The sequence below is a fragment of the Dermacoccus sp. Tok2021 genome (assembly GCF_019895135.1).
In the GTDB taxonomy this organism is placed as follows: Bacteria; Actinomycetota; Actinomycetes; order Actinomycetales; family Dermatophilaceae; genus Dermacoccus; species Dermacoccus abyssi.
Genome location: NZ_JAGTHU010000016.1, coordinates 32,355 through 51,533 on the forward strand (window position 1 = coordinate 32,355; position 19,179 = coordinate 51,533).

19 protein-coding genes are annotated in these 19,179 nt (G+C 68.8%); 7 read left to right on the forward strand and 12 right to left on the reverse strand.

Going from position 1 to position 19,179, the window contains the following annotated elements; all coding sequences use genetic code 11:
* Positions 1 to 95: 95 nt before the first annotated feature.
* Positions 96 to 1,214 (reverse strand): GAF domain-containing protein, encoded by a 1,119-nt coding sequence (locus tag K9D12_RS10290; protein WP_223060152.1) that lies wholly within the window; start codon positions 1,212 to 1,214, stop codon positions 96 to 98.
* 134 nt (positions 1,215 to 1,348) lie between these two features.
* Entirely contained in the window at positions 1,349 to 2,149 is an 801-nt protein-coding gene (locus tag K9D12_RS10295; RefSeq protein WP_223060153.1) for an acetoacetate decarboxylase family protein, read from the reverse strand.
* Positions 2,150 to 2,366: 217 nt separating this feature from the next.
* Here K9D12_RS10295 and K9D12_RS10300 point away from each other — a divergent pair, with 217 nt between their 5' ends.
* Together K9D12_RS10300 and K9D12_RS10305 are read left to right on the forward strand one after the other, a co-directional pair.
* Positions 2,367 to 3,719: a glutamine synthetase family protein gene (locus K9D12_RS10300; RefSeq protein ID WP_047310740.1), complete on the forward strand. Its 1,353-nt coding sequence runs from the start codon at positions 2,367 to 2,369 to the stop codon at positions 3,717 to 3,719.
* A gap of 30 nt (positions 3,720 to 3,749) precedes the next feature.
* Positions 3,750 to 5,042 (forward strand): cytochrome P450, encoded by a 1,293-nt coding sequence (locus K9D12_RS10305; protein ID WP_047310739.1) that lies wholly within the window; start codon positions 3,750 to 3,752, stop codon positions 5,040 to 5,042.
* Positions 5,043 to 5,358: 316 nt separating this feature from the next.
* On the opposite strand, the gene K9D12_RS10310 is transcribed toward K9D12_RS10305, so the two are convergent.
* The 3 genes from K9D12_RS10310 to K9D12_RS10320 form a co-directional block, all read right to left on the reverse strand.
* Entirely contained in the window at positions 5,359 to 5,832 is a 474-nt protein-coding gene (locus K9D12_RS10310; protein ID WP_047310738.1) for a nucleotidyltransferase domain-containing protein, read from the reverse strand.
* Between the two features lie 42 nt (positions 5,833 to 5,874).
* Positions 5,875 to 6,366, reverse strand: coding sequence for a hypothetical protein (locus tag K9D12_RS10315; RefSeq protein ID WP_223060154.1), 492 nt, complete (start codon positions 6,364 to 6,366; stop codon positions 5,875 to 5,877).
* A 76-nt stretch (positions 6,367 to 6,442) separates the two neighbouring features.
* Complete coding sequence (locus K9D12_RS10320; RefSeq protein ID WP_223060155.1) at positions 6,443 to 7,978, reverse strand: aminotransferase class V-fold PLP-dependent enzyme; 1,536 nt, start codon at positions 7,976 to 7,978, stop codon at positions 6,443 to 6,445.
* Between the two features lie 143 nt (positions 7,979 to 8,121).
* Here K9D12_RS10320 and K9D12_RS10325 point away from each other — a divergent pair, with 143 nt between their 5' ends.
* Together K9D12_RS10325 and K9D12_RS10330 are read left to right on the forward strand one after the other, a co-directional pair.
* Positions 8,122 to 9,042 (forward strand): LysR family transcriptional regulator, encoded by a 921-nt coding sequence (locus tag K9D12_RS10325; RefSeq protein WP_370633492.1) that lies wholly within the window; start codon positions 8,122 to 8,124, stop codon positions 9,040 to 9,042.
* Between the two features lie 105 nt (positions 9,043 to 9,147).
* Complete coding sequence (locus K9D12_RS10330) at positions 9,148 to 9,765, forward strand: PaaI family thioesterase (RefSeq protein ID WP_223060157.1); 618 nt, start codon at positions 9,148 to 9,150, stop codon at positions 9,763 to 9,765.
* A 23-nt stretch (positions 9,766 to 9,788) separates the two neighbouring features.
* Here K9D12_RS10330 and K9D12_RS10335 read toward each other — a convergent pair whose 3' ends face one another.
* Positions 9,789 to 10,022, reverse strand: a complete 234-nt coding sequence (locus tag K9D12_RS10335) for a hypothetical protein (protein WP_223060158.1) — start codon at positions 10,020 to 10,022, stop codon at positions 9,789 to 9,791.
* Positions 10,023 to 10,043: 21 nt separating this feature from the next.
* A complete protein-coding gene (locus K9D12_RS10340; RefSeq protein WP_129666106.1) occupies positions 10,044 to 10,769 on the reverse strand; it encodes a type 1 glutamine amidotransferase in 726 nt (241 codons plus the stop codon).
* Between the two features lie 155 nt (positions 10,770 to 10,924).
* Between K9D12_RS10340 and K9D12_RS10345 the strand changes: the two genes are divergently transcribed.
* Both K9D12_RS10345 and K9D12_RS10350 read left to right on the forward strand, forming a co-directional pair.
* Entirely contained in the window at positions 10,925 to 11,956 is a 1,032-nt protein-coding gene (locus K9D12_RS10345; protein ID WP_223060159.1) for a PDR/VanB family oxidoreductase, read from the forward strand.
* Positions 11,957 to 12,078: 122 nt separating this feature from the next.
* Entirely contained in the window at positions 12,079 to 13,467 is a 1,389-nt protein-coding gene (locus K9D12_RS10350; RefSeq protein WP_223060160.1) for an NAD(P)/FAD-dependent oxidoreductase, read from the forward strand.
* A 254-nt stretch (positions 13,468 to 13,721) separates the two neighbouring features.
* On the opposite strand, the gene nusB is transcribed toward K9D12_RS10350, so the two are convergent.
* Together nusB and efp are read right to left on the reverse strand one after the other, a co-directional pair.
* Positions 13,722 to 14,138 carry a transcription antitermination factor NusB gene (gene nusB / locus K9D12_RS10355; RefSeq protein ID WP_047312691.1) on the reverse strand — a complete coding sequence of 139 codons (417 nt, stop codon included), beginning with the start codon at positions 14,136 to 14,138 and terminating at the stop codon, positions 13,722 to 13,724.
* A 3-nt stretch (positions 14,139 to 14,141) separates the two neighbouring features.
* The gene (efp, locus tag K9D12_RS10360; RefSeq protein WP_047312690.1) at positions 14,142 to 14,702 is read right to left on the reverse strand and encodes an elongation factor P; all 561 of its coding nucleotides are present in this window, start codon (positions 14,700 to 14,702) and stop codon (positions 14,142 to 14,144) included.
* A gap of 259 nt (positions 14,703 to 14,961) precedes the next feature.
* Here efp and K9D12_RS10365 point away from each other — a divergent pair, with 259 nt between their 5' ends.
* Complete coding sequence (locus K9D12_RS10365; RefSeq protein ID WP_223060161.1) at positions 14,962 to 16,557, forward strand: FMN-binding glutamate synthase family protein; 1,596 nt, start codon at positions 14,962 to 14,964, stop codon at positions 16,555 to 16,557.
* Positions 16,558 to 16,630: 73 nt separating this feature from the next.
* Here the strand turns inward: K9D12_RS10365 and K9D12_RS10370 are convergent, their stop codons facing one another.
* The 3 genes from K9D12_RS10370 to K9D12_RS10380 are packed head-to-tail and all read right to left on the reverse strand — an operon-like array spanning position 16,631 to position 19,175.
* On the reverse strand, positions 16,631 to 17,461 hold the full coding sequence (locus K9D12_RS10370; protein WP_223060162.1) for a class I SAM-dependent methyltransferase: 831 nt from the start codon (positions 17,459 to 17,461) through the stop codon (positions 16,631 to 16,633).
* Between the two features lie 20 nt (positions 17,462 to 17,481).
* Entirely contained in the window at positions 17,482 to 18,546 is a 1,065-nt protein-coding gene (gene aroB, locus K9D12_RS10375; RefSeq protein ID WP_047312688.1) for a 3-dehydroquinate synthase, read from the reverse strand.
* The gene (locus K9D12_RS10380; RefSeq protein ID WP_223060163.1) at positions 18,543 to 19,175 is read right to left on the reverse strand and encodes a shikimate kinase; all 633 of its coding nucleotides are present in this window, start codon (positions 19,173 to 19,175) and stop codon (positions 18,543 to 18,545) included. Before K9D12_RS10380 ends, aroB begins: the two co-directional genes overlap by 4 nt.
* Positions 19,176 to 19,179: the final 4 nt, after the last annotated feature.

Consider the following 19,179-nt stretch of genomic DNA (forward strand, 5'->3'; position numbering starts at 1 on the left):
GCGGGATGTGACGCGGGGTTACGTGATGTGCGTCACGTTACAAAGGGCTGCGTTGCATCAACGTTGCACTGCCCGTGCAACGCGCTGTGCGGGCGTCAGTTCGCCTGGCGCAGACGAGTGTCGAGCTGTTCGAGATGCGTGAGAACGATGGCCCGCTGTGGCGCGCGCGGTGGCAGGACGGTGAGTGCCATGTGCCACGACTCGACGTCATCGGCGGCCTCGGGCAGGTCGAGGTAGCGCAGAAGGGTCTCGGGAGTGGCGTCACTGAGCATCGCTTCGCGCAGCGACCCGGACGTCGAACGCAGCAGGTCGACGACGGGCTCCGCCTCGCTGTGCGTCAGCGAGGCTCCGCGATACAGCTCGAGGGCTTCGTCGTGCTCGCCGCGACGCAGATGCTCCGTGACCTGGACGGCATCGATGAGCAGTGGCCCCGTGAGGCGGTAGGGGCGGCTTTCGAGGTTCGGCGCGCCGGGAATCGTGTCGAGCCGTCGACGAAGCCGCAGCATCTCGCCGCGGATGGTGGCGGGCGGCGTGCCGTCCGGGTAGACGAGGGCCCCGATCTCGTCGGCGCTGAGGCCTTGGGGTTCGAGCGCGAGTGTCACGAGGAGTTCGGCGTGGCGGTCGGTGAGTGCGTGGGTGGCCGTACCCGTTTCGATGCAGGGGCGGCCGTGGTGGACGAGACGCAGCCGCGCGCTCGTGTGCGGTGGAGGGCCGACCGGCACCCCGGCGAGGCGAAGTTCACGAGCCACCGCGGCCGCGGTGGCCTGCACGAGTGCGAGGGTGCGCCGGTCTGCCGCAGCGTCACCTCCCGTCACGTCGAGAGCGCCGAGCACCTCGCCGGTGACGGGGTCGACGAGCGGCGCCGCGGAGCAGCTGAACGGGTGGACGTCCGGGCGCGTGTGCTCCTCGCGATGGATCGAGACCGCTTCGCCGCGGGCCACAGCTCGCCCCGGCGCGTTCGTGCCGACCTGCGCCTCCGACCAGTTCGCCCCCGCGGTGAAGCCGATGCTCTCGGCGCGGCTGCGGGCGCGGGAGTCTCCGTCGACGTAGTGCAGGCGTGCCTCGCGGTCCGCGATGGCGATGACGAGACCCTCGTCGCGTGCCGTCGAGCTCAACAGCGAACTGACGAGGGGGATCGCGTCGGCGAGCCGAGCGTGGACGCAGCCGGGGCCGCACCCGCAGGCGCAACCCTGTGGACGGGATTTGTGCCGCATCCCTTCCCCTCTCGCCGTGACCCACCTCACACTACACTCGTCCGGGGTGGGGTGGGTCGGCGGCGTGACGCTGCGTGCCGTGTGTCCACGAACTCATCTGCGACGCAGGCTGCCGCCCTTCGCAGCCGCCTGGCTCACACGAGACGTTCGAGCGTCTCGCCGCCGTTCCAAATGACGCCGATCTGCCGGTAGTAGCCGCCGATGATCTCGTCGACCTCCAGGGCGGCGAGTTCCTCCGTGGGCGATTCGAACAGGCGCAGATCGACGTCACCACGCCACGCCTGCCCGCCCTCGAACTCGGCCGCGCCGGACGAGATGAGCTCGCTGTAGGCGTCGCCCGTCGCCCCGCGGGCGATGTCGGGGTAGATGCGGTGGTGGGCCATCGGGTGGCCGTTGACGAAGCCGTTCGTCTCACTCGGCTCGCGCAGCGTCAGCACGGCCTCGGCGAGACGACGGTCGCCGGCGGCGAGCGTCGCACCGAACATGCCGCCCTCGGCGATCTGCGGCGCACCCTGCGCGAAGGGGTGGGGGCGCGTCTGCCACATCGAGCCGAGCTTCTTCGGGTAGCCCTGGTGCAGGCCGCGGCCGATCGCGAAGTCCTTGTCGACCCAGATGTAGACGCAGCGGCTGAACGTCTTGCCCTTGTACGAGCAGCGGACGACGGCGAACGCCTCCTTGTACTGGGCGCGCACCGGGTCGAGCAGCTCCTCGCGGGAGCTGGAGCAGCTCTGCCAGTCGGCCCAGATGAGCGCGACGGCGCCCGGGTCCTCGTCGGCGAGTTCCAGTGGGGCGGGCAGGAGTTCGCGCACACGCTCCGGGTTGGTGCGGTACTCGACCGTCAGCAGGTCGCCCGAGTAGTACCACGGCGGGCTCGGGATGATGCCCGAGGTTCCGCCGGCGGTGCGGGGGTAGAAGAAGCCCTTCTGGTCGCTCATGTGCCTGCACCCTTTCACCGTCTGCGGCCCGTGCCGCAAGTTTGTTGCCGAGAAATCGTTCGTGTCCGTACGACACCGGCTAGGCTACCCGATCAAGAGGGGTTGTGTGGCCTGAGTCACACGGCTACTGTTCGGATCCGAACGACCTTTTGACTCACTCCCGGCACGGCAACCGTCGGGGGAGGCGTTCGCTCACAAAGGCGTGAAAGGCGATGGCATGACGAAGATCGACTCGAGGCTCATGGCCGAAGCCATGGAGAAGTGTGCGGCGGAGGGCATCGACGTCGTCCGCCTCGGCTACTCCGACATCATCGGCACCGACCGCAGCAAGGATCTGCTCGTCAACCGCTTCGAGCGCACCACCGGCCACGGCGTCGCGTTCTGCCGCAGCGTCTACGGCACGACGCCCATGGGTGACGTCGTCGACATCGAGGGCGGCCTCGCCGCGGGTCTGCCCGACATCGTGGCCTACCCCGACATCGAGACGATCAAGACCGTGCCGTGGGAGCCGGGCGTCGCCCACGTCATCGCCGACGTGTTCAACCCGGACGGTTCGCCGTCCGCCGAGAGCCCGCGCTACGTCCTCAAGCAGGTCATCGAGAAGTTCAGCTCCATCGCGGGCACCCCGATCTGCGGCCCGGAGCTCGAGTTCTACCTCCTCGAGGAGTCGGACACGAACGACTCCGGCTGGGCGCGCTACGGCGAGAGCCCCGGCAACGTCTATGTCTCCGGCCTGCGCGGCGACCCCGAGAACGTTCTGCTCGCCTCGCTGCGTCAGCTCGGCGCCTACGACCTCGACGTCATCGCCGCGAACCACGAGTTCAGCTCCGGCCAGTTCGAGATCAACCTCTGGCACTCCGACGCACTCGACGCCTCCGACCGCGCGTTCCGCTTCAAGGCCGCCGTCAAGGAGATGGCGCGCGCCGGTGGCAAGCTCGCGACGTTCATGGCCAAGCCGTTCAACGACGAGGGCGGCTCGGGCTTCCACCTGCACTTCTCGACGCAGGACGCCGCAGGCAACCACCTCTTCGACGACCCGAACAGCCACAACGGCCTCTCCGCCGTCGCTCACCACGCGATCGGCGGCATCCTCAAGCACGCCCCGGCGCTCGCGGCGCTCGCGAACCCGACGATCAACTCCTACAAGCGCTTCGGGCCGGACACGCTCGCCCCGTGGCTCATCGACTGGGGTCTCGACAACCGCAGCGCGATGGTGCGCATCCCCCCGGAGCGTGGCTCGGCGTCGCGCCTGGAGCTGCGCCTCGGCGACGCGTCGGCCAACCCCTACCTGCTCACGGCGGCGACGCTGGCCGCGGCCTACCTCGGCATCAAGAACGAGATCGACCCGGGTCCCGCGCTCGAGGGCTACGGCTACGACCCGGAGCGTTCGCCCAAGCTGCCCTCGTCCCTGTGCGAGGCGCTCGACGCCCTCGAGGCCGACTCGGAGATGCGCGAGGTGCTCGGCGAGGGCTTCGTCACGACCTTCCTCGCGTACAAGCGCAACGAGATCGAGCGTTTCAACGCCTTCATCACGGACTGGGAGTTCCGTGAGTACACCTACCACCTGTGATCCAGACTTCAGCGATCGAAGGAGACCGACATGACCACTGACGTGGGTGCCGCACCCAGCAGCCAGTACACGCTCGAAGACGTCGACCTCGCGAACCTCGACAGGTTCCGCGACAACGAGGGTTGGGCCCAGTTCGCCGCCCTGCGCGCCGGTGACCCGGTGCACTGGAACGAGGAGTCCGACGGCAAGGGCTTCTGGGCCGTCACGAAGTACGACGACATCTGGGCCGTCGACAAGGACTCCGAGACGTTCACGTCGGAGAAGTTCGTCAACCTTGAGGATGTCGACGACGACCTCATGGACTTCCGCCGTTCCATGCTGGAGACGGACGGCGCGCGTCACACGGCGCTGCGCAAGCTCATCCAGCGTGAGTTCTCGCCGCGCAACCTCCTCAAGAACTACGAGGCGTTCCTGCGCGAGCTGACGAAGAACACGATCGACGAGGCGAAGAAGACGTCGCCCGACGGCGAGTTCGACTTCGTCGAGAAGATCTCGGCCGACTTCCCGATCCAGGTGCTCGCGCGCCTGCTCGACGTGCCGCGCGACCACACGCCGCAGCTCATCGCGTGGGGCAATGAGATGGTGGCCAACACCGACCCGGACTACACGCAGCACCTGCTCGACTCGCCCGAGTCGGAGAAGTACCGCCACCTGCCGTTCCGTTCGCCCACCGTGCAGGACGTCTGGGACTACGGGCGCGACCTGCGTGACAAGCGCGTCGGCGGCGAGGGCAAGGACCTCGTCTCGATCCTCGCCAACAAGATGCCCGAGGACGGCGTGCCGCTCTCGGACCAGGACTTCAACAACTACTTCTCGCTGCTCGTCATCGCCGGCAACGAGACGACGCGCCACGCGATCAGCCAGATCATGCTGGGCCTCATCGCGCAGCCCGACCAGTTCAAGCTGCTCAAGGAGGACCCGTCGCTCATCGAGTCTGGCCTCGAGGAGTTGCTGCGCTGGGCGACGCCGGTTTACCACTTCCGCCGCACGGCGACAAAGGACGTCGAGCTCGGTGGCAAGCAGATCAAGGAAGGCGACAAGGTCGTCATGTGGTTCGGCTCGGGCAACCGTGACGAGGACGTCTTCGAGAACCCGAACAAGATCGACGTGACGCGCAAGAACGTCGACCACATGACGTTCGGCAAGGGCTCGCCGCACCTGTGCCTCGGCAACAACCTCGCCCGCCTCGAGATCCGCCTGCTGCTCGAGGAGCTGCTGCCGCGCATCGAGAAGATCGAGCTCGTCGGCGACGTGAAGCGCGTGCGCTCCAACTTCGTCAATGGTGTGAAGAAGTTCCCGGTGAAGGTGACCTGGGCGGAGTGATCCGACCGCCACAGATCCCCACTTGCGCGACGAATCGCGCGAGTGGGGATCTTTGTGCCTGGTCTGTCCCCAATTGCGCGACATCTCGCGCGAGTGGGGGGCGAGGGCTGCCCGACGCACGCTGACGCGCGGTCCGATCGTCAGGTGAGCTCGGCTGCGAGGCGAGTCAGAAGGGTTGGGACATCCCGTTCTGCGGTGGTTCGCAGGAGGCGTCCGTCGCAACTTGCGTAGCGGGTTCGTCGAGGTAGGTCACGACGAACTGCAAGTGGTAGCGGGCTTCTTCAACGTTCTCGGCGGGTGTGCGTCCGGTGGGGGCTCACAGCGGAACGGCTTCCTTCAGGACGCGTTCGCGTAGGTAGGGCCTCAGCCCCGAGTCGGGCGTGAGTTCCACTGTCGCGCCCACTTCTTCGGTGAGTCGTGACTGGAGGCGCTCGAGGTCGAGCAGGCTGAGGTAAGCGAGGCTGAGGTCCGCCAGGAGATCGATGTCCGAGCCGGCGTGCTCGCGGCCCGTGGCGACGGAGCCGAAGACACGCACATTGCGTCCCCCGGCAACCTCGATGAGGTGGATCACCGCTTGGCGGTGGGCGCGCAACCTGCGGGCAAGAGGTCCGGACCCGTGAAAGCGGATGAGGCGCGACACCTCAGGCTGGCTGCGTCCGATACGCCGGGCGATCTCGCGCTGGGACATTCCCTCGCGGTGTGCGTCGCGGACGGCAGCGGTCAACATGGCGCGAGCGTCACGCGTCATGCGGTCGCTCGCGGCTGCGATCTCCTCCAAGCCCGTCGCCATGGCTACAGACTACAGCCGATAGCAAGACCTATCGGTGAATCCTCAGTCCTCGACGATGACGAGGACGCCCTTGTCGGCGACGACGGCGTCGAGGTCGATGCCGGTGAGGTCGACGACGGCCTGCTTGAGGGTCTTCTCGGGGTCGCCGTCGATGATGGCGGTCGGTTCGCCCTCGACGGGCTCGCCGTCCTCCGCCGTGACACCCGACGCGTCGAGCGTCAGCATGCGGCTCTGCTCGTCGCCGTCGACGATGAGCAGCCACGTCTTCGAGTTGCCTGCGAAAACGGCGGTGACGGCCTCGTCCGCGATGTCGGGGATGAGGTCGGGCTGCAGCATGAGCTCGTAGCCGACGAGGACGACCGCGTCCTTGTCGTCATCCGTGCGCGCCGTGAACGCGCCGACGTACCCCGCCGGCAGCGCGTTGGAGATGGCCTCCTCGCCCGTGACGTAGTCCGTCGTCGGGTCGAGAATGCCGCTGGGCAGCGTGTCGATCGTCAGACCGGGCAGGACCGCAAAGGCCGTGTTGAGTGCCATGCCTCCACCCTACGGCGTGGCGCGATGTTGCCTGGGAAACGCGGCACCGGTGCCGCGCACGCCGCTCAACATCGGGTCAGGCGTCGACGGCGCGGGCGAGCTTCTCGACGGCGGCGTGGATCTCGTCGATGAGGGGCTCGGTCTCCGGCTTCATCGTCACGCTGCGCAGGATGCGCGCGCCCGCCTCGGGAGCCTCGCCGGGAACGTCGTGGCCACGGTTCGTCATGTCGTCGGGCTTCACCTGGTAGGTCGCGACGAAGAGCGACTCGTCACGCGGCGCCTTCATGCCGTTCGTGAGGATCGCGCCCGAACGGCGGTCGACGTCGGCGAGGGATTCGCCCTTCGGGAAGTAGCTGACGATGTCGAGGTCGGGCTCCTGGTAGAGGTCGAACACCTCCGAGTTGCGCAGCTTCTCGGCCCACGCCAGCGCGGCGCGACGTCCCGGCGCGACGATCTCGCCCATGCCCTCCCGCGTGAGCGGAAGCAGCTGGAGCGTCATCCACAGCGCCGCCGCGGACGCGCCCGAACGCGAGCACTCGAGCGAGATCTCGCCCATGTGCAGGTCGTCACCGCTCGTGAAGTACGTGTACGGCGAGGTGTGGTCGTAGAAGTTCGCCACGTTCGGATCGCGGAACAGCACCGCGCCGCAGCCGTACGGCTGCAGGCCGTGCTTGTGCGGGTCGATGACGACGGAGTCGGCCTCGTCGATCGCCCGGAAGGCGGCGGCCACGTCCGGCGCCAGCAGGTCGTCGCCCTCCTCGGCGAGCAGGCGGAAGAAACCGCCGTACGCCGCGTCGACGTGCACGCGCACGCCGTACTTGCGGCACAGCGGAATCGCCTTGTCGATCGGATCGACGGCCCCCAAGCCCGTCGTTCCGGCCGTCAGGACGACGGTGCCGATGCCGCCCGCCGAGATGAGGTGCTCCAGTGCCACGAGATCCATGCGTCCACGCGAGTCGGTGGGCACGGCGACCGACGGCACGTTGAGCAGGTGGCTCATGCGTCCGTGCGTGTAGTGCGCGTCGGCGCTATGTGCGATCGCCTTGCGCGGGTGCGTCTCGCGTGCGACGAACAGCGCCTCGAGGTTGGCCACGGTGCCCGACGTCGTGAGGTGGCCGAGGTGGCACATGCCGCTCTCGTGTTCCGAGTCGTCATGCGGCACACCGAAGCTCGCCGACGAACCGTTCTTGCCCTCCATCGACTGACGATGCGCGCGGCAGCCGAACATGTGCGCGATCGCGTCGACGCACTCCTGCTCCATGCGCGTCGTCGCGGCGCCCGCGTCGAGGTCGTGGTTGTTCGGGTTGATGAGCATCGTCGTGAGGTAGCCGACGACGGCCGCCGGGTGCGGCGGCTTGAGCATCTGCCCGACGTAGCGCGGGTGGAAGAACGGATAGTTCGCGCGCAGACGCGTCGTCAGTTCCTCGAAGGCGCCGTGGAACGCGTCGGCGTCCACCTCCTGCGTCGGGTGTGGCGTGGAGGGGCCGTACCCGTTCATCCACTCGGTGATGAAGCCCATCGCCTCGTCGAGGTATCCGCGCAGCGGGCCCATGGCCGCCGCGGACATGCCCGGCAGCGGGGCCGGGTTCGTGACGATCTCGTCGGACGACATCGATACCTCCGAAGGTGGGGAGTGGTGTGCGTCACTCAGGCTGAAGCATGGTGGCTAGGCTGTCCAATACTTGTTTCGGCTGCCTGTCATGCCTTTCTGTTATGGCTCGACGAACAGTCGACCGGCGGCGCGAGGAGGGGCCAGTGGAACTACGGGCGCTGCGCTATTTCGTTGCCGTGGCCGACGCCGGCACCGTGACGGGCGGTTCGGCCACCGTCCACGTCAGCCAGCCGGCGGTGTCGAGGCAGATCCGCGGTCTCGAACACGAACTCGGCGTGACGCTCTTCGCCCGCTCCGAGGGTGGCGTCCGCCTCACCGCCGCCGGTACGGAACTGCTCGCCCTCGCCCGGGATCTCCTCGAGCGCGAGGCCTTCATCAAACGCACCGCGACCTCGCTCGCGGCCGGACGTCTCGTCTCGCTGACGTTCGCCGCTCCGCCGACAACCCTGAGCGACGTGATCGCCCCGTTCCTCGCCTCGCGACCCGCTGACGACGGCGCCTCACCGACGCCGAACGTCGTCGCACGCCCCAGCGAGGACGTCTTCGCCGCGCTCGACGAGGGCGCGGACTTCGTCGTCGCCCCGGCGCCCGCCCCGAGCGGCCTCGCGTCGATGATCATCGCCGAGCTACCGGTGCGCGCCTACGTCGGTTCACGACCATCGGCGGACGACGAGGCGCAGAGCCACGAAGCGCCGCGCACCCTCTCGCTCGAGACCCTCGCGACCGCCGACCCCCTCGTCGTCCTGCCCGGTCGCTACCCGGTGCGGAAGGTTCTCGCGCGCGCCTTCGAGGACGCGGGGCTCGCGCCGGCACACCTGCAGGAGGTCGACTCACCGGAGGCCGCCCAGGCCATCGCCGCGTCCGGCCGCGGCATCGCGGTGCTGACGAACGACCCGCGCTTCGGCCTCGTACCGCGGCGGGTCCTCGACGTCGACGGCCAGGTGCTCACACAGTCGCTGCGGGCCGCATGGTCGCCCGATCATCACGCAGCGGGCGAGCTAGCCGCGCTGGCGGAGGATCTGCGTGACTTCTGCGCGCGTCAGTACGCCGACGACCTCGCCTGAACCTTTCCCTCGTCACCAGGCACCCTCGACGTACTCGCCCTGCTCGGGGCATCATGCGCACAGGCCGGTGCCCGCCCCGGCGATGCCGAACTCAGAGGAGAACCCATGACCGAGCGCGACGCCATCGCCGCACTGCACGCCCTGCGTGAGAACACGGTGCCGCCCGAGACGATCGATGCCCACGATTCGGTGGCGACGCAAATACGCGAGCTGCTCGACCTCGTGGCCGCTTCTCGCCTCGACGCCGCTCAGGCCGGCGAAATCACGGAACACCTGCGCGAGGTGAACACCATTCTGCGCGGCGCCGGAGCCCCCGAACCCGAGCGCGTCTGGGGTCGAGTCGACACCGTCGGCCGCGCGCAGACCCTCGTGCCGTCCGTCGTCGACGGCACCTACGTCGGCGACTCGTTCTCCGGCAGCGTCCGCTTCGGTACGTTCCACGTCGGGGAGAACTCCGTCGTCCACGGCGGCGCGATCTGCCTGCTCTTCGACGACGTCCTCGGAGCGCTCGCTCTGGAAGCCGAGCTCGACCCCAGTCGCACGGCGTACCTCACCGTGAACTTCCGCTCCGTCGCGCCGGTCGACGAGACGCTGACGGTGACGGCCACCGTCGATCGCATCGAGGGGCGCAAGCAATTCATCCGCGGCTCGCTGTGGGCGGGCGAACGCCTGTGTGCCGAGGCCGAGGGGCTGTGGGTGGCCCTCAAGCCCGGCCAGCCCTGACCCCGTGAGTGGGCGGCCGCGGCTCAGTCGAGATCGTCGAAGGAGCGACCGCTCCAGAGCACGAGGTCGTCCAGTTCGTCCGCGGGCCCGACCTGGCTCAGGATTTCCGTGTCGCGCATGGCCAGACGATGGCGCAACTCTCGCTCGAGCGCGATCGTGATGAGCGCGGCTCGACTCGGCGCTTCCCCCGCAGCCACGCTGTGGTCGAGGAAGGCAACCGCAGTGCTGGGCAGGCTCACGGCAAACTGAACGCTCATCGGTTCATCCCATCACGGCATTCACGAGGCACGGGCCTCCTGTGACGCCACGTTGTCGAGGAATCCGTCGACGACGGCGTGGGCGCGCTCGCGACCGCGCTCGTCCCAGTCGCGCGCCTGCGCGATGAGGTCGTCGGCGCTGCGGCCCATGCCGGCGAGCATCTCGCGGCCACCGTTGTCGCACCAGCCGGTCAGCATGTCCGACGACAGCTCCGGGTGGAACTGGACGGCGAGGTTCTTGCGGAGGATGAATCCCTGGGACGCCATCGCGTTGCGCGCGAACTCGACGCCCTGCGGCGGTAGCTGCCAGCGGTCGTAGTGCCACGCGAACCAGCGTCCGCCCGGAGCCAGCTCCTCACGTTCGCTCGTCACCTCGACGAAGCCGATCTCCGGCTCCGGGGCGCGCGCCACCGAACCGCCGTGCGTGCGCGCCAGCAGCTGCCCGCCGAAGCAGATGCCGAGCACCGGCACGCCGGCCTCGTCGGCCTCGCGCAGCATCTCCATCTCGGGGCGCAGCCAGGATCCGATGAGGTCGTCGTCCCACGCCGACCAGTACGAGCCCATGACGACGATCGCGTCGAACCCGCGAACGTCGGGGAACTCCACCTCGACGCCCGGGTTCTCGAAATCGGCTTCCGGCACGATCTGGAAGAGCGTCTCCTCGTAGCCGCGCTCGCGGAAACGCTCCGCGACGGCGCCGGGAGGGGAGCAGTGGTCGTGTTGGACGATGAGGACGCGCTGAGTCATGTCCCTACGCTAGGACGTTTCGTTCGGCCCCGAAAGACTTCGCGGCAACGAGTGAGACGCAGGTCACAGATGCATGATGTGGTGCGTACACTGGTGACTCGTTCGCACCCGAACGAAAGGGCCGCGGAGCGTCAGCACCGCCGAAGGAGAAGCGCATGATCTCGGAATCGACCCAGCCGGAATCGTCGACCCTGCTCGTCGTCGACACCATCGACGAAGCTGCCGACGGCGTCCGTCTCCTCACCCTGCGGTCCAAGGACGGCAGCGACCTGCCGCCGTGGACGCCCGGCTCGCACCTCGACCTCGTCCTGGGCGGCGTCGACACGGCCCAGATGCAGGCCGCCGAAGCCGGGGCGCTGCCCGAGCATGACCCGTTCGCCGAGACGATCCGCCAGTACTCCCTCTGCGGTGACGTGGCCGACCGCTCCTGCTACCGCGTCGCGGTGCTGCGCGAGGTCGAGTCGCGCGGCGGCTCCTCCTACGTCCACGACACGCTCAAGGCCGGCGACGAACTCGTCAGCTACGGCCCGCGCAACCACTTCGAACTGCGCAAGGCGCCCAAGTACGTCTTCGTCGCCGGGGGCATCGGCATCACGCCGATCATGCCGATGATCCGCGAGGTCGAGGCCGCCGGGAAGAACTGGCACCTGTACTACCTCGGCCGCAGCGAGGCGACGATGGCCTTCCGTGACGAGCTCGCCCAGTACGGCGACAAGGTGACGGTCTGGCCCAAGGACCCGAAGGGTGCCTTCGACCTGCAGGGCATGTTCGACCAGATCGAGGCCGAGGGTGCTGCACTCGTCTACTCGTGTGGCCCCGAGCGTCTGCTCGAAGCGGTCGAGGAGCAGTGCCGCACGCGCGCGACGCTCGTCGCCCACGTCGAGCGCTTCACGCCCAAGGAGATCGACGACTCGGACAACTCCGAGTTCGAGATCGTCCTCGAGGAGTCCGACGTGCGCCTCACGGTGCCGGCCGACAAGTCGATCTTCGAGGTCGTGCGTGAGAACGGCATCTCGGTGCTCGGCTCGTGCCTCGAGGGCATCTGCGGCACCTGTGAGACGGGCGTCGTCTCCGGCGAGATCGACCACCGCGACTCCGTCCTCGAGGACGACGAGCGCGAGGAGGGCGACGTCATGATGATCTGCGTCAGCCGCTGCAAGGGCAAGGAACTCGTCCTCGAGCTCTGAGACCCGTTCGGACAGCTGAACTGACGAGGCCGGAACCACACGCGGGCGAGCGTCATCACCTACAGTTGGTCGCTTGCCCTCTGCATTTCGACCGGTGCCTCGAACGGTTCTAGAGTGAAGGCATGGCTTTCTCGCAGAACACGAACGTTCGCCCCCGCATCCTCATCGTCGGCGGCGGATACCTAGGCTTCATCACGGCGAAGAAGCTCCTCGCGGGGCTGAACCAGGGTGAAGGTTCGGTGACGGTCGTCGACCCGAACCCCTACATGACCTACCAGCCCTTCCTCCCCGAGGTCGCGGCCGGTTCCATCGAGGCGCGTCACGCGCTCGTTCCGCTGCGCCGTCACCTCAAGGGTGCCGACATCATCACCGGCAAGGTGACGTCGATCGACCACGCGAACCGCACGGTCAACGTCGACCCCGAGCTCGGTGACGACTTCACGCTCGAGTACGACCACATCGTCATGGCCGCCGGCTCCGTGCCGCGCGCGCTGCCGATCCCCGGCCTCGCCGAGGAGGGCATCGGTTTCAAGACGATCGAGGAAGCTGTCACGCTGCGTGACCACGTCCTCGCGCGCCTCGACGAGGCTGCCGTCCTCACCGACCCCGAGGAGCGCAAGCGTGCGCTGACGTTCGTCTTCGTCGGCGGCGGGTTCGCCGGCATCGAGGCGATCGCCGAGATCCAGGACATGGTGAAGGACGCCATCAAGCACTACACGCGTCTGTCGCCCGAAGACCCGCGCTTCGTGCTCGTCGAGGCCATGAGCCGCGTCATGCCCGAGGTCAGCGAGGAGCAGGCGAAGTGGGTCGTCGCCTCCCTGCGCGAGCGCGGCGTCGACGTCTACCTCGACACGCAGCTCAAGAGCTGCGAGAACAAGCACATCGTGCTGTCGACCGGCGAGGAGTTCGACGCCGACACCATCGTGTGGAACGCGGGCGTCAAGGCGAACCCGGTGCTCGTCGACTCCGACCTGCCGATCGACGACCGTGGCCGCCTCATGGTCGGCACCGACCTGCGCGTGCGTGACGACGACGGCAACGTCGTCGAGGGCGCTTGGGGCGCGGGCGACAACGCGGCCGTTCCCGACGTCACGGGCATGGGCCCCGGCGGCTTCTGCGTGCCGAACGCTCAGCACGCGCTGCGTCACGCGCCGGTGCTCGCGAGCAACATCCTCACCGTCATCCGCGGGGGCGGCGAGCTCAAGCAGTACAAGCACAAGACGATCGGCTCGGTCGCCGGTCTCGGTGTCGGTAAGGGTGTGGCCCAGGTCGGCAAGTTCGGTCTGCGCGGCCTGCCGGCGTGGATGATGCACCGCGGTTACCACGCGTACGCGATGCCGACGTTCGAGCGCAAGGCGCGCATCCTCGGTAACTGGGCCGTCGGTCTCATGTTCGGCCGCGACGCCAGCGCGCTCATGGATCTCGAGTCGCCGCGTCACGCGTTCGTCGACGCCGCCAACTCGAAGCCGGCGCCGAAGAAGGAGCCGAAGGGAGAGCCCGCGAAGAGCTGACCCTCGCCCATGGCGAAGGGGGGGGGGGGGGCCCCCGCGGGGGGGGGGGCCGCGGCGGCGGGGGGGGGGGGGGGGGGGGGGGGGGGGGGGGGGGGGGGGGGCGGGGGGGGGGCCCGGGGGGGGGGGGGCCGCCGCCCCCCCCCCCCCCGCGGGGGCCCCCCCCCCCCGGGGGGGCCGGGGGGGCCCCCCCCCCCCCCCCCCCCCCCCCCGCGGGGGGGGCCCCCCCGCTTCGGCGGAATTGCAGTCGGCGAATTTCAGTCGACGAGCGAGGACTTGACCTCGGAGAGCTTCGTCAACAGGCCGCCGATGAACTGCGGCGAGTTGTCGGTCGACAGCTCGGTGGCGAGGTTCTTCGCCTCGGAGACGGCGACGCCGTCCGGAACGTCCTCGACGTAGAGCACCTCGTACGCCGAGACGCGCAGCAGGGCGCGGTCGACGGCCGGCATGCGCTCGAGCGACCAGCCCTTGGCGTAGGTCTCGAGCGCCTCGTTGATGGATCGCCAGTTGTCGACGACACCACGCACGAGCACGGCGGTGTACTCCGGCAGCGGGGCCGGGGTCACGGGGGCGAGGACGCGCTCGTCGAGCAGGTCACGGGCGTTGACGCCGCGCTGTTCGGCTTCGAAGAGCAGGTCGAGGGCGCGCTTGCGCGCCTTGGTGCGAGCGCCCATGAATCAGTTGACGCGGCCCAGGTAGGAACCGTCACGCGTGTCGACCTTGACCTTGGTGCCCTGCTCGAGGAACAGCGGAACCTGGATCTCGGCGCCGGTCTCCAGCGTTGCAGGCTTCGTGCCACCGGTGGAGCGGTCGCCCTGCAGGCCCGGCTCGGTGTGCGTGATCTCGAGGACGACGGAGGCCGGCAGCTCGACGTAGAGGACGGTGCCCTCGTTCGTTGCGACGATCGCTTCCTGGTTCTCGAGGAGGAAGTTCGCCGCGTCACCGACGGTCTCCGCGGGGATGTTGATCTGGTCGTACGTCTTCGTGTCCATGAAGACGTAGTCGCCGCCGTCCTGGTACAGGTACTGCATGTCGGAGCGGTCGACGTTGGCGGTCTCGACCTTGACGCCTGCGTTGAAGGTCTTGTCGACGATCTTGCCCGAGAGGACGTTCTTGAGCTTCGTGCGGACGAAGGCGGGGCCCTTGCCCGGCTTCACGTGCTGGAACTCGACGACGGACCACAGCCCGTTGTCGATCTTGAGAACCATGCCGTTCTTGAGGTCGTTCGTGCTCGCCACGGATTTCCGCCTTCGTTGCTCGCGCGGCACGGGCCTGGCCCGGTCTGCCACGTCACGTCGTCGCTGTGATGCCGCCCAGGAGGCGGCGAACAGCGCTTGTCGTTGCTGATTCTGTCGTTGTCACCCGCACGAGACGCACGGGCATCCCCGTCAGTCTAGGGGGCGCGGCGCACCGGCCCGAATCGCGTACGCGCGCAACCCCGGATCAGGCACGGCCGGGGTGATGCGTTTCACGCGTCGGTGTGCTCAGATGGGGGCCATGAAGTGGTCTCGAATCGTCGCCTCCCTGCCTTTCGTCGCAACGGCCGGTGTGGCCGCGCGTGACCTCACGCAGAAGGACCATTCGCTCCTGCGCAACTTCCCCGTCCTGGGTCACGCCCGTTACGGCCTGGAGTTGATCGGCCCGGAGTTGCGCCAGTACATCGTCGCGAGCAACGACGAGGAGCGTCCGTTCAGCCGCCACCAGCGCGCCTGGATCTACCGCTCCGCCAAGGGCGTCAACAACTACGTCGGCTTCGGCACCGACAACGACATGGAGACGCTGCAGGGTTACCCGATCATCAAGCACCGCACCTTCGCGCGGTCGATGGCGGCCGAGACGGAGGATCACGCCATCCCTTGCGCGAAGGTCCTGGGCGGCGCCCGCGGGCGCGCCAAGGCGTTCCGCCCCCGCTCCGTCGTCAACGTCTCGGCGATGAGTTTCGGCTCGCTGTCGGGCAACGCCATCATGGCGATCAACGCCGGCGTGCACCTCGCGGGCGCGATGCACAACACGGGCGAGGGCGGCCTGTCCACCTATCACCGTCAGGGCGGCGAGCTCATTCTCCAGATCGGCACCGGCTACTTCGGGTGCCGTGACGAGAACGGCGAGTTCGACCTCGAGCGTCTCGTGGCCGTCGTCGAGTCGGCGCCGGTCAAGGCGATCGAGATCAAGCTCTCCCAAGGCGCCAAGCCCGGTCTCGGTGGCGTCCTGCCCGGAACGAAGGTGACGAAGGAGATCGCGGAGATCCGTGGTGTCGTCGAGGGCAAGACGGTTGTCTCCCCCAGCCGTCACACCGCGTTCCACGACGAGGACTCGATGCTCGACTTCGTCGAGCGCATCGCGACGAGGACGGGTCTGCCGGTCGGCATCAAGTCCGCTGTCGGCGAGATGGCGTTCTGGCACCGTCTCGCGGACCTCATGTCGAGCACCGACGGTCCCCGCCGGGGAGTCGACTTCATCACGATCGACGGCGGTGAGGGCGGCACGGGTGCCGCGCCCATCGTCTTCTCCGACTCCGTCGCTCTCCCCTGGGCCGTCGGGTTCTCGCGCGTCTACAAGACCTTCTACGAGGCCGGGTTGAGCGATGACATCGTGTTCATCGCCTCCGGCAAGCTCGGCCTCCCGTTGACGGCGACGCAGGCCTTCGCCATGGGCGCCGACATGATCAACGTGGCCCGTGAAGCGATGCTCGCCATCGGGTGTCTGCAGACGCAGAAGTGCCACGAGGACACATGCCCCACCGGTGTGGCCACGCAGAACAAGTGGCTCGCTCACGGCCTCGACCCGCAGCAGAAGAAGCACCGCATGGCGAACTACGTCCTGACCCTGCGCAAGGACCTGCTCAAGATCAGCGACGCGATCGGTGTGGCACATCCGGCCCTCATCGGCCCGGAGGACCTCGAACTCATGGACGGTGTGCGCCGCGGCGTAGCGCTCGACGAGGTCTTCGGCTACCCGGAGGGTTACGGACGCCTCGGCCTCGACCTCGCAGCCGAGATCGAGCGCATCATGGTCGAGGGCGACTTCGTGCACCTCGGCGGTGAGAACGAGGACAACCGGGAGACGGCTGCCACGGAGCAGCCCACGCGCTGACGGCTCTCCCACGAGCGCCGACAAGGGCCGGGGCCCTCACCGCTCGGTGGGCCTCCGGCCTTCGTCGTCGCGGTCAGGTGCTCGTCAGGGGTGCGGACGGCTTCGTCGCGACGACGAGTGCGGCCTCACTGGCGAAGTTCAGCAGCCCGTCGTGTGCCTCAGTCGCCGCGAGACGGACGAAGTGCTCCTGCACCGCACGCCGCACGTCCGGCCTCTGAGCGAGGTAGCGTGCGCCGGCGGCCGCCACGCCCGACGAGATCCCGGCCCACAGATCGTCGGGGCTCACGCGCCACCGCCACGTCGTCCGGTCCTTCACCACGACGGACAGACCGGCCGCGCGCGTGATGTCCGCCAGACCCTCCGGGCTCCGCTCGAAGTCGAGATGCTCGGGCAGCTGGGCAGACGGCGGCGATGTCGCGTCGGCGGCCTCGAAGGCAGCGCCGACGAGGTCGGCCCATCCGGCGCCGGCGCGCGTCCAGATCGTCACCGCCAGCCGTCCGCCGGGCCGTACCACCCGGGCAGCCTCTGCCAACGCCGCGCGTGGATCGGCGACGTGGTTGACGACGAAGTTCGCCACGACGGCGTCGACACCGGCGGAGGTTAACGGCAGGTTCGGCAACGCCGCACGCACCACCCGGGCCGCCTCGGCCGGAGCGTCCATGGCGTCGCCTGTCATCGACGCCATGTCCGCTTCGGGATCGAGAGCGATAACCAGCCAACAGCGCCCAGCGGCGGCTCGAGCCACCGTTCCCGTGCCGGAGCCGACATCGAGCAGAACCGCCGAACGCCGCTCCATGGCCGGGGCGACGTGGTCGAGCAGTGTGGGCACGCGCCCGACGCAGAGCGTCGCAAAGGATCTGCGGTAGCCCTCACTGACGTTCGACCAGATGCAAGCGCTCGTCACGGCGTCGGCTCGCGGCGGGCTCAGGCGGTGACGGCGTCGAAGGCCGCGCGCAGCTCGTCGCGGCTGGGCCCCTCGAGGCGATGCGTGTCGCCGATGGCGTGCAGCACGACGAAGCGCAGCAGGTTTCCTCGGGTCTTCTTGTCGCGCCCCATCACAGTGAGCATCTCGTCGAAGTCGCCCCCGCTGTACGTGGTCGGCAGTCCCAGTGCTGTGACAACGGCGCGCTGGCGCGCCACCGAAGCGTCATCGAGAACGCCCGCAGCGCGAGCCAGTTCGGCCGCGAACAGGCACCCCACCGCGACGGCGTCGCCGTGACGCCAGGTGTAGTTCTCGCGCTGCTCGATGGCGTGGGCGAACGTGTGGCCGTAGTTGAGGATCTCGCGCAGGCTCGACTCCTTGAGGTCGGCTGCCACGACATCGGCCTTGACCTGCACTGCTCGCTCGACGAGCTCGGTCAGCGCCGCGCCACGCACGTCGAGTGCCGTTTCGGGAGAGGCCTCGACGATGTCGAGGATGCGCTCGTCGCGGATGAACCCGCACTTGACGACCTCCGCGAGGCCGGCGGCGACGTCGCGTGCCGGCAGTGTCTCGACGGTCTCGAGGTCAGCGACGACGGCGAGCGGCTCGTGGAAGGCGCCCACGAGATTCTTGCCCTCCGCGATGTTGATACCGGTCTTGCCGCCGACCGCGGCGTCGACCATGGCGAGCACCGTCGTCGGCACCTGAACGACGCCGACACCCCTTAGCCAGGACGCGGCCACCCAGCCCGCGAGGTCGGTCACCGCTCCCCCGCCGACACCGACGACCACGTCGGTCCGCGTGAATCCGGCCCGAGCCATGACGCCCCACAGGTGCGCGCTGACCTCGACGGTCTTCGCGGCCTCGCCGTCGGGCACGGCCTCACGCAGCACCTCGATCCCGCGCGCGGTGAGATCAGCGGCGACGCGCTCGGCCACCGCGGCCACGGCGGCCTGTTCGATGACGAGCACGCGGGCGGCGGTGTCCGGCACCGCAGCCGCGGCGCGCTCGAGGACGCCGCGTCCGATCGTCACGTCGTAACGACCGGCAACGGAGATGACGCTCATGTGGGGCTCCCTGACGTGGTGCGGTCGGAGGCGTCGCTCGGCGCGGCGCGAACGGGCACGGACGACGGCAGCGGCCGCTTTCCGCCGGTCGATGCGGCCCGTTCGTACCCTGCCTCGATGAGGGCTTCGATGATGCGGGTGGCGGACGCGCCGGTCGTGCCACGTGAGGTGTCGACCTCGACGGTTCCGACCTCGGCATACAGGTGGCGGCGCTCGGCGTAGATGCGGCGCCAGGTCTCCAGACCACCGCCCGCCAACACGGGACGCGACGTGTCCCCGCGGATGCGGAATCCGGCGTTTCGCTCGTCCACCGTCAGGGAGACGACGACGTGATCGGCCAGCGCCTCTCGTGTCAAGGGGTCGAGCACCGCCCCGCCGCCGAGGGCCAGAACTCCGTCGAACGACCCGAGTTCGCCGAGGATAACCTCACGCTCGAGGTCACGGAAGGCCTGCTCACCGTCGGACGCGAAGATATCCGAGATGGGTCGTCCCGCGCGCTCGACGATGACGTGATCGCTGTCGCGCAGTTCCACGCCCCACCGGGCGGCGAGACTGCGACCGACGGACGTCTTGCCGGACGCCATCGGCCCGACGAGCACAGCCCGCGGTCGACGGCGTGGCGGCGTCACGTCC

What these genes read in the sequence shown, in the direction of transcription:
- K9D12_RS10290 (WP_223060152.1), bottom strand. Translation starts at nt 1,214, where the DNA reads ATGCGGCACAAATCCCGTCCACAGGGTTGCGCCTGCGGGTGCGGCCCC.
- K9D12_RS10295 (WP_223060153.1), bottom strand. Translation starts at nt 2,149, where the DNA reads ATGAGCGACCAGAAGGGCTTCTTCTACCCCCGCACCGCCGGCGGAACC.
- K9D12_RS10300 (WP_047310740.1), top strand. Translation starts at nt 2,367, where the DNA reads ATGACGAAGATCGACTCGAGGCTCATGGCCGAAGCCATGGAGAAGTGT.
- K9D12_RS10305 (WP_047310739.1), top strand. Translation starts at nt 3,750, where the DNA reads ATGACCACTGACGTGGGTGCCGCACCCAGCAGCCAGTACACGCTCGAA.
- K9D12_RS10310 (WP_047310738.1), bottom strand. Translation starts at nt 5,832, where the DNA reads ATGGCGACGGGCTTGGAGGAGATCGCAGCCGCGAGCGACCGCATGACG.
- K9D12_RS10315 (WP_223060154.1), bottom strand. Translation starts at nt 6,366, where the DNA reads ATGGCACTCAACACGGCCTTTGCGGTCCTGCCCGGTCTGACGATCGAC.
- K9D12_RS10320 (WP_223060155.1), bottom strand. Translation starts at nt 7,978, where the DNA reads ATGTCGTCCGACGAGATCGTCACGAACCCGGCCCCGCTGCCGGGCATG.
- K9D12_RS10330 (WP_223060157.1), top strand. Translation starts at nt 9,148, where the DNA reads ATGACCGAGCGCGACGCCATCGCCGCACTGCACGCCCTGCGTGAGAAC.
- K9D12_RS10335 (WP_223060158.1), bottom strand. Translation starts at nt 10,022, where the DNA reads ATGAGCGTTCAGTTTGCCGTGAGCCTGCCCAGCACTGCGGTTGCCTTC.
- K9D12_RS10340 (WP_129666106.1), bottom strand. Translation starts at nt 10,769, where the DNA reads ATGACTCAGCGCGTCCTCATCGTCCAACACGACCACTGCTCCCCTCCC.
- K9D12_RS10345 (WP_223060159.1), top strand. Translation starts at nt 10,925, where the DNA reads ATGATCTCGGAATCGACCCAGCCGGAATCGTCGACCCTGCTCGTCGTC.
- K9D12_RS10350 (WP_223060160.1), top strand. Translation starts at nt 12,079, where the DNA reads ATGGCTTTCTCGCAGAACACGAACGTTCGCCCCCGCATCCTCATCGTC.
- nusB (WP_047312691.1), bottom strand. Translation starts at nt 14,138, where the DNA reads ATGGGCGCTCGCACCAAGGCGCGCAAGCGCGCCCTCGACCTGCTCTTC.
- K9D12_RS10365 (WP_223060161.1), top strand. Translation starts at nt 14,962, where the DNA reads ATGAAGTGGTCTCGAATCGTCGCCTCCCTGCCTTTCGTCGCAACGGCC.
- aroB (WP_047312688.1), bottom strand. Translation starts at nt 18,546, where the DNA reads ATGAGCGTCATCTCCGTTGCCGGTCGTTACGACGTGACGATCGGACGC.